12 protein-coding genes are annotated in these 14,597 nt (G+C 55.5%); 4 read left to right on the plus strand and 8 right to left on the minus strand.

The genetic code is table 11. From position 1 onward, the window contains the following. The coding region (locus FJQ58_RS32795; RefSeq protein ID WP_238403718.1) for a hypothetical protein at positions 1–195 on the plus strand (195 nt) is incomplete at its 5' end. Positions 196–860: 665 nt separating this feature from the next. Here FJQ58_RS32795 and FJQ58_RS01670 read toward each other — a convergent pair. From FJQ58_RS01670 to FJQ58_RS01705, 8 genes are all read right to left on the minus strand, one after another. Continuing rightward, entirely contained in the window at positions 861–1,049 is a 189-nt protein-coding gene (locus tag FJQ58_RS01670; protein WP_054026245.1) for a hypothetical protein, read from the minus strand. A 181-nt stretch (positions 1,050–1,230) separates the two neighbouring features. Then, positions 1,231–1,452, minus strand: coding sequence for a hypothetical protein (locus tag FJQ58_RS01675; RefSeq protein WP_139990719.1), 222 nt, complete (start codon positions 1,450–1,452; stop codon positions 1,231–1,233). A gap of 140 nt (positions 1,453–1,592) precedes the next feature. After that, positions 1,593–2,021 (minus strand): PaaI family thioesterase, encoded by a 429-nt coding sequence (locus tag FJQ58_RS01680; RefSeq protein ID WP_162341249.1) that lies wholly within the window; start codon positions 2,019–2,021, stop codon positions 1,593–1,595. Positions 2,022–2,053: 32 nt separating this feature from the next. Beyond that, the gene (locus tag FJQ58_RS01685) at positions 2,054–3,781 is read right to left on the minus strand and encodes a long-chain-fatty-acid--CoA ligase (RefSeq protein WP_139990762.1); all 1,728 of its coding nucleotides are present in this window, start codon (positions 3,779–3,781) and stop codon (positions 2,054–2,056) included. A 45-nt stretch (positions 3,782–3,826) separates the two neighbouring features. Continuing rightward, positions 3,827–5,617: an acyl-CoA dehydrogenase family protein gene (locus FJQ58_RS01690; RefSeq protein WP_139990721.1), complete on the minus strand. Its 1,791-nt coding sequence runs from the start codon at positions 5,615–5,617 to the stop codon at positions 3,827–3,829. Positions 5,618–5,710: 93 nt separating this feature from the next. Continuing rightward, positions 5,711–6,925: an acetyl-CoA C-acyltransferase gene (locus FJQ58_RS01695; protein ID WP_139990722.1), complete on the minus strand. Its 1,215-nt coding sequence runs from the start codon at positions 6,923–6,925 to the stop codon at positions 5,711–5,713. A gap of 41 nt (positions 6,926–6,966) precedes the next feature. Next, positions 6,967–9,408 carry a 3-hydroxyacyl-CoA dehydrogenase/enoyl-CoA hydratase family protein gene (locus FJQ58_RS01700; RefSeq protein WP_139990723.1) on the minus strand — a complete coding sequence of 814 codons (2,442 nt, stop codon included), beginning with the start codon at positions 9,406–9,408 and terminating at the stop codon, positions 6,967–6,969. A 102-nt stretch (positions 9,409–9,510) separates the two neighbouring features. Then, positions 9,511–11,778, minus strand: coding sequence for a (Fe-S)-binding protein (locus tag FJQ58_RS01705; RefSeq protein WP_139990724.1), 2,268 nt, complete (start codon positions 11,776–11,778; stop codon positions 9,511–9,513). A 39-nt stretch (positions 11,779–11,817) separates the two neighbouring features. Between FJQ58_RS01705 and FJQ58_RS32220 the strand changes: the two genes are divergently transcribed. The 3 genes from FJQ58_RS32220 to FJQ58_RS01715 all read left to right on the plus strand — a co-directional run bounded on the left by FJQ58_RS32220 (position 11,818) and on the right by FJQ58_RS01715 (position 14,211). Beyond that, on the plus strand, positions 11,818–11,991 hold the full coding sequence (locus tag FJQ58_RS32220; protein ID WP_162341251.1) for a hypothetical protein: 174 nt from the start codon (positions 11,818–11,820) through the stop codon (positions 11,989–11,991). 19 nt (positions 11,992–12,010) lie between these two features. Beyond that, entirely contained in the window at positions 12,011–12,994 is a 984-nt protein-coding gene (locus FJQ58_RS33145) for an electron transfer flavoprotein subunit beta/FixA family protein (protein ID WP_274382310.1), read from the plus strand. A gap of 224 nt (positions 12,995–13,218) precedes the next feature. Continuing rightward, positions 13,219–14,211: an electron transfer flavoprotein subunit alpha/FixB family protein gene (locus FJQ58_RS01715; RefSeq protein WP_139990725.1), complete on the plus strand. Its 993-nt coding sequence runs from the start codon at positions 13,219–13,221 to the stop codon at positions 14,209–14,211. The last annotated feature ends 386 nt before the right edge of the window (positions 14,212–14,597 follow it).

Genomic DNA, 14,597 nt, shown 5'->3' on the forward strand with positions numbered 1-14,597 from the left:
TGGACATGGCTGCCTACCATGAATGGCGAAACAACCGTTGATATCCATTCCGATAAGCTAGATGAGATTTTACACACAAATTTGGACTTGACCTGCATAATGGTTATCTTTTCTAAAATAGAAGGATTTCCTCCCGCTAAAATAGCTTTAAGCAGCTGGATAGTCATTTTAGATGGAATTCATCCTGTTAATTAATCCCTAGCAGCCGCCTTTCGATTGATTTGTTGAAATTAGCAGGAGAAACTCCATATAAATAACAAAAATAGACGATTTCACCTTATTTTAAAGGGAAAAATTCCAACTAAATGAAACGGGCTAAGCTACCTTGCCTAAATCTCATTCGTCTGGGGGGTACTGCTGATTAATTGTGGACATTACACTTTCGTTTTGGATAATGTTCCTTCGTTTTTGATATTGCTCATTGATGTAGGACACTACACGTCCATTTGGACGCTGATTAGTTGTATTGGATACTGGTCAATCGTATTGAATACAGATCATTTGTTTCGGATTCTGCTCCTTTGTTTCTGATATTGCTCACTTGTTATGTACACTGATCGATCGTATTGGACACTGACATCCGTTCTAGATACTGCTTCATCGTGAAGATGCTAAATATCCGTATTGCATGCTGCAAACAAAGAGATGTGTCAGCGTGTTCCGGTGAGTTAATGTGTTTCAATATGTTAGTGTATTCCGGTTGTTAATATGTTCCAGTAGTTAGGTTAAGCTGAGATGAGCTAGTGGAGTGGAGAGTGCTTGAGCGGAGTCTGAGTCTGTAAATACGCAGTGGCTAAAAAACAAAAAGACTTTGCATCCTGTTTATGACAGTTTACAAAGTCGTATTTTACATGATGAGACTAACTGACCGAAGAGTTGATCCTGCCTAGTTCATTTTCCACCAATGTTGTTAATTCATCCTCGTAGCCACCGGTAATCCGATATTTGCGAATGTACTCTTTAACAAACTTCCGTGGGTCCTTGGGTTGAAAAATTCTCGTGAGTTCCTTCAGGCTTTCCTTGACTTCATTCTGGCTATGCTTCGCCATGAAATCTCCTCCCCTTTACGTTGGATGGTCGTCCTAAACAGCATTATACGAGACCGCATGCGGCGATTACTCCGCAAGAACCCCCATTCGGTGCAGGTAACTCCATGGCCAATGAGTCACAATGTTTGCATTTTTCTTACTATTATAACATTTTGATTTCGAATATGAAAGTGAACAATTCTTAATCTTGCGGAGCAGCTTGTTCGGTTTTCGCTTCATTATTATGCCCGCTATCCATTGTTTTAGCTGTAACGGCGCCGTTTGGAGGCGAGACGTCGGCTGCGTGATGCGACGTCGAAGAGAGCCTGTCTTTACGAAACATTCTTAAATAAGCAATAACTCCAATGACCGCTACGCCAATGCCAAAGCCCAAAACGACGATCGTTGCCCATCCCTGCACCATGTTCTCGCCTCCTTTCTCCTACTATATTTATCGGCTTTACAAGCTCAAATATTAGCCAATGGATCATCCAATTAACTTCCATTTATTAGTTATTATTATAACCAATCCACTACGGCCAAGCAAATGACCGCAGCCTCACCTTAAATAATACGGTAAGCCCCGCTGCCGAGTACCAGCAGCTTGCCCGTATCATCCCTGACTTGGGCTTGCAGCGTCAGTGTTCGAGCGGTACGATGAATTAGCTCAGCTTCGCATAAGATGACGCCGCCCTTGCTGCTGGAGAGGAATTGCGTATTTAAATTTGCGGTTACGGATCGCTCCTCCGGCGCTGCAAGCATGACGACAAGACCCATCGCATTATCAAGCAGCGACATGAGCACACCTCCGTGTACAATGCCAAGCAGATTCATATGACGATCCGAGGCGTCCAGGCAAATGGTCGCTTTACTGGCATTTGCCTGCACCACCTCACAGCCGAGCACCCCCCAGAAGGTGGCTTGAGCACGCTCCGCGAGTCTAGTCAAATGACCGGCCTGATCCGCTTCTTGAACAAACCAATCCTCATCCACGCCGACCACTCTCCCTTCCAACCCATGCCCAGCTATTTCTGTTCAGCTACTTCCTCCTCCTGCAGCTTCCGGCGCAGCACCTTACCAACCATCGTCTTTGGAAGCGTTTCCCTAAAGGCATAGTGGTGGGGTACCTTATAAGCTGCCAGCCGTTCCCTGCACCAGCGATCCAGCTGACTAGGCGAGACCTGCCAACCCTCTTTGAATACGATAAATGCTTTTACCGTCTCACCACGGTATTCATCCTTTACGCCAATAACGGCAGCCTCCCGCACCGCCGGGTGCTCAAACAGCACCTCCTCTACCTCGCGCGGGTAAATATTAAAACCGCCTGCAATGATGACATCCTTGATCCGATCCATAATCGTAAAAAAACCGTCTTCATCCATCGTAGCGAGATCGCCTGTATACAGCCATCCATCCCGTAGCACCTGCAGGGTTTCAGCCGGTTTATTCCAATACCCCTGCATGACTTGCGGTCCACGAACGATAAGCTCGCCGAGCTCACCTACTCCCAGTCTTTCACCGGTTTCTGGATGAATAACAACAGCCTCTGTATCCTGCAGAGGGATGCCAATCGTGCCGATTTTGCGTTTTCCCCATATCGGATTGGCATGCGTCACGGGAGAAGCCTCTGACAGGCCATAGCCTTCAATAAGCCTCCCTCCCGTCAGCGCTTCGAATTTCTCCTGCACCTCAAGCGGCAAAGCGGCAGAACCGCTGATACATACATTAATGGAGGAGAGGTCCGTTTTTGCAGCCTCCTTATGATGGAGAAGAGCAACATACATCGTCGGCGCTCCCGGGAAAATCGTAGGCTTCTGCTGATGAATCGTCTGCAGCACTGCCTCCGCATCAAAGCGCGGAAGAAGGATCAGCGTGCCGGCACGCAGCACAGACATATTCATTAATACCGTTAATCCAAATACATGAAACAGGGGCAATGCTGCAAGAAAACGTTCCTTGCCATCCTCCGCTTTGTAGCACCAGGCTGAGATTTGCATCGTATTCGCAACTAAGTTGCGATGCGTCAGCATCACGCCCTTTGGCGTACCTGTTGTGCCGCCCGTATACTGAAGCGCGGCAAGCTCAGCTCCCTTCGCAGGCTCGGGAAGCTCCGCCGACTCTTTCCTCGCTGACAGCAGCTTCTTGTAGGCTACAACTCCAAAGCTTCCATAAGGAATATCATCCCGAAACCCATCCTTGCGCTGCTTTATCGGATACAGCAAGCTTTTTGGAAAAGGCAGCCCGTCCTTCATCGACGTGATAACGGCATGGCGAAGCTTCGGCAGCGGTCCGGTCTCCGGTACCTTGCCGCGTACCCGGGACAAGCGGGCATACAGCAAATCAACCGTAATAATGGCAACGGCACCGCTATCCGCGAGCTGGTGCTCCAGTTCCCGTTCCACGTAAAGCGGATTAGTCTGAACGACCACTCCTCCCGCAAGCAGCACCCCATAATAAGCGATAACCGCCTGCGGGCAGTTCGGAAGCATGATCGCTACCCGATCCCCTTTAGCCACGCCAAGAGACTGCAAGCCGTATGCGAGCCGGACAGCATCGTCATACAGTACGCGATAAGTTACTGTTTTGCCCATAAAATGAACGGCCGTATGATGAGGATGACTTTTAACGGAATTCATTAAAAATTGGACGATGCTCTGATCGGGATAGCTCTGCGTAGGAGAAACTTCCTCCGGGTAATCGCGAAGCCATGGGCGCGCGAGCTGTTCGACTTCGGCTGACGACTTTTCAGGCATAAGCGGGTCCTGCGGTCCGAGCGATTCCATCCTTGCTCTCCCCCTTCACAAGACATAGTGCTCACTGCGAATCACACGAGCGGCAATGCTTCGCTTCAAAGCGACCGTATCCGAAAGCGGCGCGCGCATCAGTTTTTTCAGAATGGAAAGCTGCATCTGGAGACCGTCTCCCTGCTCGAGGGCGGCAAGCGCAAGCTTCGCCAGTGACTCGACTCTCTCCATCGCTTCCTGCACGTATACCGTCGTCATCGCCACCACATTGCCTGTTTTCTCTGTCCCCTCTCCACCGCTCGCTTTCAAGATTTTTTGCGAGCGCAGCAGGGCGCTTTCCATAGCAAAAATTTCAATCATGAGATCAGCAAGCGAGCACAGCACTTCCTGCTCCTGTTCTAGGCGCAGCCCAAGCTTCTGGACGGCAAGCCCGCCCACGGCGAGAAACGTTTTTTTCGCTTGAGCGAGCCGATAGGCTTCCTTGCTAAGCGGCTTCTCGAAGGGAGGCAGCGGCATGGGCTGGATCAGCTCCGCTTGCAGCGAGCGAATCTTGCGGAGCAGCGGCAGCTCTCCTTTTAAAGCTTTTTTCATCAGCGTGCCCGGAATAAGCATCCGATTAATTTCGTTCGTCCCTTCAAAAATCCGATTAATCCGCGAATCCCTGTAGATTCTCTCCACCTTATAATCACGGATATAGCCGTATCCGCCATGAATTTGCACCCCTTCGTCCGCAACAAAGTCGAGTGCTTCGGATGCAAATACTTTAACGATCGAGCATTCAATGGCATACTCACCGATGGCCTTCGCTATCTTCATTCCATCGTCTGGCGTTCCATCAGAATCCTCCGCGGTCCGCAGCATCGCATCGATCCAGCCCGCGGTCCGGTACACCATGCTTTCGAGCACATAGGTGCGGATATTCATGTCTGCCAGCTTGGCGCCGATGAGCGGATAGGAAGAAATCGCCCTGCCGAACTGCTTGCGCGTATTGGCATAGGCGGACGCCAGCTCAATCGTCTCCTTGGATGAGCCAAGACAAGCTGCCCCAAGCTTAAAGCGTCCAATATTCAAAATATTGAAGGCGATATGATGCCCTTTGCCAACCTCCCCCAGCACATTTTCGACGGGTACCGGCACATCTTCAAAAAACAAAGGGCGCGTCGAAGAACCCTTGATGCCCATCTTATGCTCCTCTGGCCCAATACTGAACCCCGCCATGCCTTTCTCTACGATAAATGCGGTAAAATACTCGCCATCCACCTTTGCATATACGATAAACAGATCAGCAAAACCCGCATTCGTGATGTAGAGCTTAGATCCGTTCAGCACGTAAAACTTGCCGTCTGGCGAAAGTCTAGCCGTCGTTTTCGCACCCAGGGCATCCGATCCGGAGGCTGGCTCTGTCAGGCAATAGGCGGCAATTCGTTCTCCGGTGGCGAGCGCCGGAAGATAGGTTTTCTTTTGGGCTGGTGTGCCAAAAAACACGATCGGCAGTGTTCCGATGCCGGTATGGGCGCCTACCGAAAGCGCAAACGAAGAGGCTCTCGCCAACGTTTCTGCAAGCAGCGTCGTGCTTACCTTATCAAGCCCTAAGCCGCCGTAAGCCTCCGGCACGTCTGCACCCAACAGCCCCAGCTCGCCTGCCTTGCGCATAAGCTCGGTGGTCAGATCATAATCGAGCGCCTCAAGCTCCGCATCACGCGGCGTAATTTCCGTTTCCAGAAATTGCTGCGCCGCATCCCCCATCATGCGCTGCTCCTCCGTAAAATCCTCGGGTGTCACGACTGATTCCGGCACGCTGTCCTCCACGACAAACCGACCGCCAAACCGTATCGTTTCCGTCATGCCGCAGCACTCCTTCCATCCTTCAATTATTAGGCCCGTTAACTTTTAGCGGCTTAAACCATTCATGCCCTGACAACCAGCTGATCCCGAGGATCAACCGCCATATACTTCAATGACGCCAGCCGCCCCCATCCCGCCGCCTACACACATCGTGACGACGCCAATCCCGCCACCTCTGCGGCCTAGCTCATGAATAAGGGAGACGGTCAACTTCGTTCCTGTACAGCCAAGCGGATGTCCTAGCGCAATTGCCCCTCCGTTCACGTTCACCCGCTCCGGATCGAGGCCAAGCTCCCTGATAATCGGCACGCATTGTGCCGCGAACGCTTCATTCAGCTCATAAAGATCTACCTGCTCGAGCGTAATGCCCGCTTTGCCCAGCGCCTTCGGGACCGCTTCAATCGGCCCAATGCCCATGACCTCGGGGGCAACGCCTGCAACGCTAAAGCTGCGGAACACAGCGAGCGGCCGCAAGCCCAGCTCCGCGGCTCGGGCCCGGCTCATCACGATGACCGCGGCAGCGCCATCGCTCATTTGAGAGGTATTGCCCGCCGTAACCGTCCCTTCGCGCGCGAACGATGGCTTGAGCGCTGCCAGCTTTTGCGTTGTCGTCTCTGGCCGCACGCCCTCATCGGCTTCAAACGTAAATACTTTGGACCATGGGCGGCCCGCATCGTTTACGCCCGAACGGCTTGTCGTGATCGGCACGATTTCCGTTTGGAATCGGCCGGCCTCGATAGCAGCTGCCGCCTTCCGGTGGCTTGCTGCTGCGAAGGCATCCTGCGCCTCGCGTGTAACGCCGTAACGCCTCGCCACCTCCTCTGCCGTATGACCCATGCCCATATATACTTCCGGCTGCGCATCAACGATGGCCGGATGCGGAGACAGCTTTAAGCCGGTCATGGGCACGTGGCTCATGCTCTCCACCCCGCCTGCCGCAATCACATCCGCATCGCCCAGCCTGATCCGCTCGGCTGCATAAGCGATCGCCTGCAGCCCGGATGCGCAAAACCGGTTAATCGTAACCGCTGGCGTTGACGCCGGCAAGCCCGCATAAAGCGAAATGGTGCGAGCCATGTTCAAGCCTTGTTCGCCTTCCGGCATCGCGCAGCCAATAATGACATCCTCCACAAGCTCCGGCGACAGGGCCGGTACCCGCGCGAGCGCGCCTTGCAGCACCGCCCGCCCCAGATCCTCCGCCCGTGTCTCCGCTAAGCTTCCCTTGGATGCTTTGCCGACCGCCGTCCGTACCGCAGCAACGATAACGGCATCGCGGTCGTGATCCTTAAACGGTGATGCAGCTGACATTTCGATTCCTCCTTTTCAGCTCCCTTTGGCTTGTTCCGCGGCTAATTACGGAGCGGCTTGCCGGTTGCAAGCATATGGCTCATGCGATCCTGCGTTTTGCGCTCGCCGCATAGGCTGAGGAATGCTTCGCATTCCAGATCGAGCAAATACTGCTCGCTCACCTCCGCGCCCGGCTGAATATCGCCGCCCGCAAGCACCGATGCGAGCTTGCCCGCGATGAGCGCGTCATGCCCGCTAATATGGCCGCTCAGCCGCATCGCCTGCACCGCGACCTTCAGCACCGCGTTGCCCTCCCGGCCAGCAACGCGAATGCGCCCCTCCGCCGGCGGCAAGTAGCCGGTTCGGTCCAGCTCAAGCACCGCCCGCTTGGCCTCGCCAAAGCGCGCCTCCTGCCGCATAATGACGCGGTCCTCAGGCCGCATCAACCCCAGCCGGCTCACCTCATAGCCGCTGGAGGAGGTTTTGGCGAGCGCAATCGTCTCAAACAACGCATTCAAATGCGGCTGCAGGTCTCCGCCCGCCTTGCCGCCACTTGCGATAAGAGCCCGTTCAGCCGCCATCGCAGCCGCTTCCTTGCAGCCCCCGCCCGCAGGAATAAGGCCCACTCCCGTTTCCACAAGCCCAAAATAGGTCTCTGGCGAATAGATGATTTGATCCGCTGGCAAACAAGCCTCTACCCCGCCCCCAAGCGTCATCCGATGCGGCGCTGCCACCACCGGCCGATCCAGCCTCTTCAGGGCCAGCATGCTGCTCTGGAAGAAACGGATGATTTCCTCTACCTCATCCCATTCTCCGCTTTGCGCTTCCATCAGCAGCAGCATCAAATTGGCGCCGACGCAAAAATTCCGGCCTTCGTTCGCAAGAACAAGTCCCCGCCAGTTCTGCGATACCTCTCTCACGCTTTGCTGAATTGCGGATAAAATGTCGCCTCCAATGGCGTTGTTAGCGGAATGGAACTCCAGCAGCGCCACATCATCGCCGATATCAATCAGACTGGCGCCCGAGGTGGACAGCACCGTTTTTCCCGAAGCTTTTAACGCCGCTAAAGACAGGGAATCCGCTTCTCGCTCCTCCGACTTATAAGCGCCGCTAGATGCGTAGACGCGTTCGTTGCCTTCCGCTTTATAAAAGCTCTCATGCCCTTCTTCAAGCCACGCCAGCACCCAAGCCGGGATCGTCTCCCCCTCCTTCTGCATCTGCTGAACCGACTTTCGCAGCCCGATCGCATCCCATAGCTCGAAGGGCCCCAGCTCCCAGTTGAAGCCCCAGCGCATCGCACGATCAATATCAGAGAGCGAGTCCGCTATAATACCGACCTGCGCGGCCGCGTAAAGCAGCGTTTTCTTGATCGTTGACCATGCGAACCTCGCATAGCGATCCTGCGGATCGGTTCGCAGCAGCGCCTTTACCTTGGCCGCCGCTCCCTTCGCCGCTTTGGAAGCGTCGATTACAGGCGAGCTGACCGACCGCTTCGGGCCATATTCGAGCGTATCCAGCCTTAAGGCTTCAATCTCGCTGCCGCCCTTCCCCTTCACCTTTCGGTAGAATCCTGCCCCGGACTTTTCTCCAATGCGGCCGGACGAGGCCAGCTGTTCCAACAACTGCGGCCTTGCAAAAACCGCTTGCTCCAGCGGGTCGCCGCTTCTCTCCCGCACGTTGTCCACGACATGAAGCAGCGTATCCAGCCCCACCAGATCCAGCATCCGCAGCGTTGCTGTTTTTGGCCTGCCCATGGCTGGGCCAGTCAAGGCATCCGTCTCCTCTACCGTCAGCCCGAAAGCCAGCGCATCCTGAAGGGTCACCAGCATGCCGTAAGTGCCAATTCGGTTGGCGATAAAGTTTGGCGTATCCTTCGCAATGACCACGCCTTTGCCAAGCCTCTTCTCGCACACCTCCTTAAGCAGGCTAACAACCGCTGGAGCCGTATCCGCAGTCGGTACGATTTCAACAAGCTTCATATACCTAGGCGGGTTAAAAAAATGCGTGACGCCAAAATGCTGCCGAAACTCCTCGCTCCTCTCCTCCGCCATGGATGCAGCCGATAAACCCGAGGTGTTGGTGGATACAATCGCCCCAGGCTTGCGGGCAGCTTCAATGATGCTAAGCACCTCACGCTTGACTTCAAGCCGCTCGACAACCGCCTCAATAATCCAGTCCGCCTCGCCAAGCAAGGCCAAATGATCCGTCAAATTTCCCGGCGTAATGCGCGACGACCACGACGGATCATACAGCTGTGCCGGCTGGGCCTTGCCCATCCTCGCAATGGCCGCGCTCGCCAGCCGGCTCCGAACCTTGGCATCCGCGAGCGCAAGGCCCTGCCGCTCCTCTTCTTCTGTCAACGTCTGCGGGACGACGTCCAGCAGGCTTACGCGCATGCCCGCATTCGCCAGATGGGCGGCGATGCCCGCCCCCATCACGCCTGAGCCGATAACGGCAGCTTGGCGAATGGAACTTGCATGTTTAGGTGATGCTTGCAGCGCCATAGGCAGCCTCCTTCTTTTTCTCAGTGAAAGCCCCAGAATTCATACCGAGATTACCTCTATGAACCATGATCGCTTTGGTTAGCAAACCCTTGCGGCTCTTTCCTATTCCCCGAACACGCTCTCCGCAAGCAGCTCCGCCACGTCACGCGCAATGACTTTCTCGCCCTCGGACAGCGCCTTCAATCCATCCTCCATCATCGTCAGGCAATACGGGCACGCCGAGCTGATGACCGACGGCTTCACCTCCAGCGCTTGGGCCACCCTCGCCAGGTTCACGCGCGTGCCGGAATGCTCTTCCATCCACATCAGGCCTCCGCCAGCTCCACAGCACATCCCATTGGAGCGCGAGCGTTCCATCTCCTCAATCGACACGCCGGGAATGGCGCGCAGTAAATTGCGCGGAGCTTCATAGGTGTCGTTATAGCGGCCGAGGTAGCAGGAATCATGTACCGTGACGCGTTCATCAATCGTATGCACCGGAAGCAGCGAGCCCTCCTCCAGCAGCCGCGCCAGCAGCTCGGTATGATGCTCCACCACGATATCCGGGTTCAGGCCAAAATCAGGATATTCGTTTTTGAACGTGTTGTAGGTATGCGGGCAAGGGGTGACAATATGCGTAACGCCATATTTGGAGAGCGTCCCGATATTCTCGCGGCAAAGCTCCTGAAACAGCAGCTCATTGCCGATTCTCCTTGCCGTATCGCCGGAGCTCTTCTCCTCTAGGCCAAGCGTCGCGTAGCTGACACCCGCTTGATCCAGCAGCCTTACAATATCGTACAGCACACGGCGGCTGCGCATGTCGTAAGCTCCCATCGAGCCCGCCCACAGCAAAATATCCACTTTCTCTCCCCGATTCTTCACCTCCTGCATCGTCTTGACCCTGATCCCCGTGCGGGTCTCGCAATCGGTAATCCATGCCGCCCGTTCCGCGCGCGGCAGTCCCCACGGATTGCTCTGCCGCTCGATGTTCTGAAGGGCGCGCTGCCCATCGGACGGCATTTTGCCCTCCATCAAAACAAGGTAACGGCGCATATCAATAATTTTGTCGACATGCTCATTGCCAACCGGACACTGCTCCTCACAGTTGCGGCAGCTCGTGCATGCCCAAAGCTCCTCCTCGGTAATCACCTCGCCGATCAGCTGCACCTCCTCCGGCTTGACGCCTTCCCGCACGCTCCAAGCACCTGCTTGCGCGGTCATCGTCGGTTCGATGCTCGTTCGGCCCTCCGCCTCCGATTCCCAAGCGGGGAGCACCGCTCCCATCACATGCGCATAAGCCCCGTTTGCCTTCGACTGCCACAGACCGGCCGGGAGCCAAGGCGACTTGGACGTAATGGCAGCGCCTTTCTCCGTCAAATGATCGCGCAACTTCACGATGAGATGCATCGGTGACAGCAGCTTGCCTGTGCTTGAGGCCGGACAAACATTGGTGCAGCGCCCGCATTCGACGCATGCGTACAAATCGAGCAGCTGCTTTTGCGTAAAATCCTCCACCTTGCCTGCGCCGAACGATTCCGCTTCCTCGTCCTCCAGATCCAGCGGCACAAGCCGGCCAGGCGGCGTGCTGCGACGAAACCATAGATTCACTGGCGCGGTCAGCAGATGAAAATGCTTCGACTGCGGCACATAAACAAGGAAGCTAAGCAGCACAAGCAAATGCAGCCACCAAAACACCTCCAGCCCTACATCCGCTGCGGCGCTTCCTGGCCGAATACCAGCCCCTTCCAGCAGCGCTGCCAGCGGGGCACTCACCGGAGCATAACCGGCTTCGACGATATGGACGCTAGGCGCCCCCCCAGCTATCCCGTTTCCTTGCAGCTCCGTTCCCGCCAATCTTTCAAACGATAGAGTAAATAGGATCGTCAACATCAGCGAGCCGATGAACCACATGACCAGCGAAGGCTTCCACCCCCTCTTCAGCCGCGGCAGCCGCTCTCCGTAGCGGCGAAACGCTCCGTAAAGCACAGCCGCGAAAACAAGCGTGACGGTGATCTCCTGCGACAACGAAAACCAAGGATAATAAGGCAACGGAAGCGGTACGCCGTCATTCAGCCCTTTCCAGATCAGGTCCGCCGCGCCAAACTGAAGCACAATAAAGCCGTAAAAATAAACCAAATGCATGATTCCGCTTCTCACGTCATTTAGCAGCCGGCGATGGCCAAGCACCTGACCGCTGAAGCTCGACTTGCTCCCCGGCTTTCGCCTGAATCTGGTGAATGGGGCAGGCGTACCAAGCTGCATATACAAGATCCGTCTGTGCACGACAAGGACAAATAGGCCAATCGCAAGGAATACGGCCGCAGCAAAAAAAATCCACCTTCCCCAATGCCACCAGTTATCGATCGGTTGGATGGCCAACAACGAATGCATATGCCTCGCCCCCTTATAGGCCGAATCATGGAATCAAGCATGACAACGCGGAGCAGCCGGACAAGCTTTAAAGCGCTTACAAAAATAGCCGCGGTGCTCCAAGTATATGAGCTTTTTGCCATGAACATGCCGCCCAGAAGTCGATTGCCTTCGGTCTATTCGCCAGAAAATGCTCATATCGTAGCACTGATGGACAGTGCCAGCAAATACTGAAATAAGGGAGGGATCTCCTGTGCTGAAAATAGTCGTGCTGCTCAAGCAAACGTTTGATACGGAGGAAAAAATAACGGTAACGCCTGCCGGCGTCGATGAAAGGGACGCTAAGTTTGTCATTAATCCCTATGACGAATATGCGCTGGAGGAAGCACTCCGCCAGCGCGAGCTTCATGGCGGAGAGGTGATCGCCGTGACCTGTGGCCCTGAGCGGGCCCAGGATGCGCTCCGCACGGCGCTTGCGATCGGAGCCGATGAAGCAATACGGCTGGATAGCGGGGGCGTGCCGGATGACAGTTCATCCGTCGCGGCGGCGCTTGCCGCTGTCATCCAGCCTCTAGCGCCAGATCTGGTGCTGGCCGGATTATTTGCCGTCGACAGCGGCTCCGGCAGCGTTGCGCTTCAGGTCGCTGAGCGGCTCCAGCTTCCCCACGCCTCCTCCGCGGTGAAAGTCACGATTCTGCGCGCGGAGGAGCTAGGGGATTGGGCTGGCGGAGGAACAAGCCGTACTTCTGGGGCAGCAGCATCGCCTGGAGATGAAGCTAGAAAATCTTCTTCTGCGGCGGCGGCTACGTCGGGAGATAGAGCGAGCAAATCTTCATCTGCCGTGCCTAACGCGCAGAATAACGGAGGAATAAACAGCGCCGCTGTAACGCTTAGCGCCGAACGGTATGCGCTCGTTGAGCGCGATGTTGAAGGCGACACAGAAACCGTCTCCATTCCGCTGCCTGCGCTTATTACCGCACAGCAGGGATTAAACGAGCCGCGATATCCGTCGCTGCCCGGCATTATGAAAGCCAAGCGCAAGCCGCTGCGCACCGTCACGCTGGAGGAACTGATCACTAGCGCCGCGCTCTCAACTGAAAGCGTTTCTCCACGCACCTCGCGCTCGGAGCTTCTTTCCCCTCCGCCCCGCGCAGCAGGCAAGCGGCTTCCGGGCGCTCCAGCGGAACAAGCCACGGCTCTCGTCTCCTTGCTGAGAGAAGAGGCGAAGCTGCTCTAAATTTACGAATTCATTCCTTCTCAGATGTTGAGATACAAAACTTCTATAAATTCGAAAATTCATGCTCCGCCTGAAGCCGGAAAGAATATCACCTTCATTTTTATAAGCGATCACATAGTCGATTCAGCATGTCGAGCGCTATGCCGTGTAGATATAAAGCAAAAGACTAGTCTGCTCCAAGACTGGGTATACGCATCAAAGTTAGGTGAGAGGAGCTGCATCCCATGTCCAAAACGATTCTCGTATTCGCTGAAAGCCGGGACGGTGCGCTGCGCCGCGTAGCGCTGGAAGCGCTCGGCGCCGCGCGCCTGCTTGCAGGCAAGGACGGCACTGTGCATGCCGTCCTTGCCTGCTCCGGCGGCGCGGCGGAAGAAGCCGCCGCGCTAATCGCGCGGGGCGCGGACGGCGTGCATATCGCCGACGATCCGGCCCTTCGCGCCTTCGCGCCCGAGGCGTACATCGCCGCCCTGGGCGCAGCCATGGCTGCGGTGCAGCCGGACGCGCTGTTGCTCGGCCACACCGCTATGGGGCGCGAGCTCGCGCCCCGGGTGGCCGCTGCCTATGGCGCCGGCCACATCGCCGACGTCACCGCCATCGAAGCCTCTGGCGATGGCAGCGACGTCGGCTTCATTCGCCCGCTCTACGCCGGCAAGGCGTTCGAGCGGCGCAGCTTTGCGCCGGGCCACCCGTGGGTCATCACGGTGCGCCCGAACAACCTGCCGGCGGCCGAGCCAAGGGACGCCGCCGAGCAGACCGGCACCGTTACGGCTCTGCCGTTCACGGTGCCGCAGCTGTACACCGCCGTGCGCAGCCTTGTGCGCCGCGCCGGCGGTCAGCTTGATCTCGCCGAAGCCGACGTCGTCGTATCCGGCGGACGTGGCGTGCGCAGCGCGGAAGGCTTCGCGCCGCTGCAAGCGATGGCTGCCGCGCTTGGCGGCGCAGTCGGCGCCTCGCGCGGCGCGTGCGACGCGGGCTACTGCGATTACGCCCTCCAAATCGGGCAGACCGGCAAGGTCGTGACGCCGCAGCTGTACATCGCCTGCGGCATTAGCGGCGCCATCCAGCATCTGGCGGGCATGAGCCAATCGCGCGTCATTGTGGCCATCAACAAGGATCCTGACGCACCAATCTTCGGCGTAGCCGACTATGGCATCGTTGGCGATCTGTTCGAGGTCGTGCCCCTCTTAACCACCGAGCTGCTGCGCGAGCGGGCCTAGCTGCTTTCAATAATCGTTCTTACACAACACGCTGCTAACCATCACCAAAACCATATCCCAGCTCATATTCCGATGAAACGCCACACACTTGCCTTTACAGCTCTTAAATTAGATGGAATTTATACCACTAAAATGGTTATTATCGATGTAAACATGAATTAGATGGAAATAATACCGTTAATCCAGCCCTTGTCCATCAATTCCGCACAAATTATATAAATTAAAGGGAAAAATTCCAGTTAATCTTCATAAAAAGCTAAAATGCTTTGAATTAGAAGGAGAAAATCCATCTAAATCATACGAAGCCATGTTATAAACCAAATTATATCTGACACCATCAACAGATTATACTTTGAGATATTTCAGATGTTTTCTTTGAAAGCTTA

Source organism: Paenibacillus paridis (assembly GCF_006345825.1).
Classification (GTDB): Bacteria; Bacillota; Bacilli; order Paenibacillales; family Paenibacillaceae; genus Pristimantibacillus; species Pristimantibacillus paridis.

Excerpts from the sequence above, each read along its gene's own strand:
- FJQ58_RS01715 (WP_139990725.1), top strand. The coding sequence starts at position 13,219 with ATGTCCAAAACGATTCTCGTATTCGCTGAAAGCCGGGACGGTGCGCTG.
- FJQ58_RS32220 (WP_162341251.1), top strand. The coding sequence starts at position 11,818 with ATGACAACGCGGAGCAGCCGGACAAGCTTTAAAGCGCTTACAAAAATA.
- FJQ58_RS01685 (WP_139990762.1), bottom strand. The coding sequence starts at position 3,781 with ATGCCTGAAAAGTCGTCAGCCGAAGTCGAACAGCTCGCGCGCCCATGG.
- FJQ58_RS01700 (WP_139990723.1), bottom strand. The coding sequence starts at position 9,408 with ATGGCGCTGCAAGCATCACCTAAACATGCAAGTTCCATTCGCCAAGCT.
- FJQ58_RS01695 (WP_139990722.1), bottom strand. The coding sequence starts at position 6,925 with ATGTCAGCTGCATCACCGTTTAAGGATCACGACCGCGATGCCGTTATC.
- FJQ58_RS01675 (WP_139990719.1), bottom strand. The coding sequence starts at position 1,452 with ATGGTGCAGGGATGGGCAACGATCGTCGTTTTGGGCTTTGGCATTGGC.
- FJQ58_RS01705 (WP_139990724.1), bottom strand. The coding sequence starts at position 11,778 with ATGCATTCGTTGTTGGCCATCCAACCGATCGATAACTGGTGGCATTGG.
- FJQ58_RS01670 (WP_054026245.1), bottom strand. The coding sequence starts at position 1,049 with ATGGCGAAGCATAGCCAGAATGAAGTCAAGGAAAGCCTGAAGGAACTC.
- FJQ58_RS01690 (WP_139990721.1), bottom strand. The coding sequence starts at position 5,617 with ATGACGGAAACGATACGGTTTGGCGGTCGGTTTGTCGTGGAGGACAGC.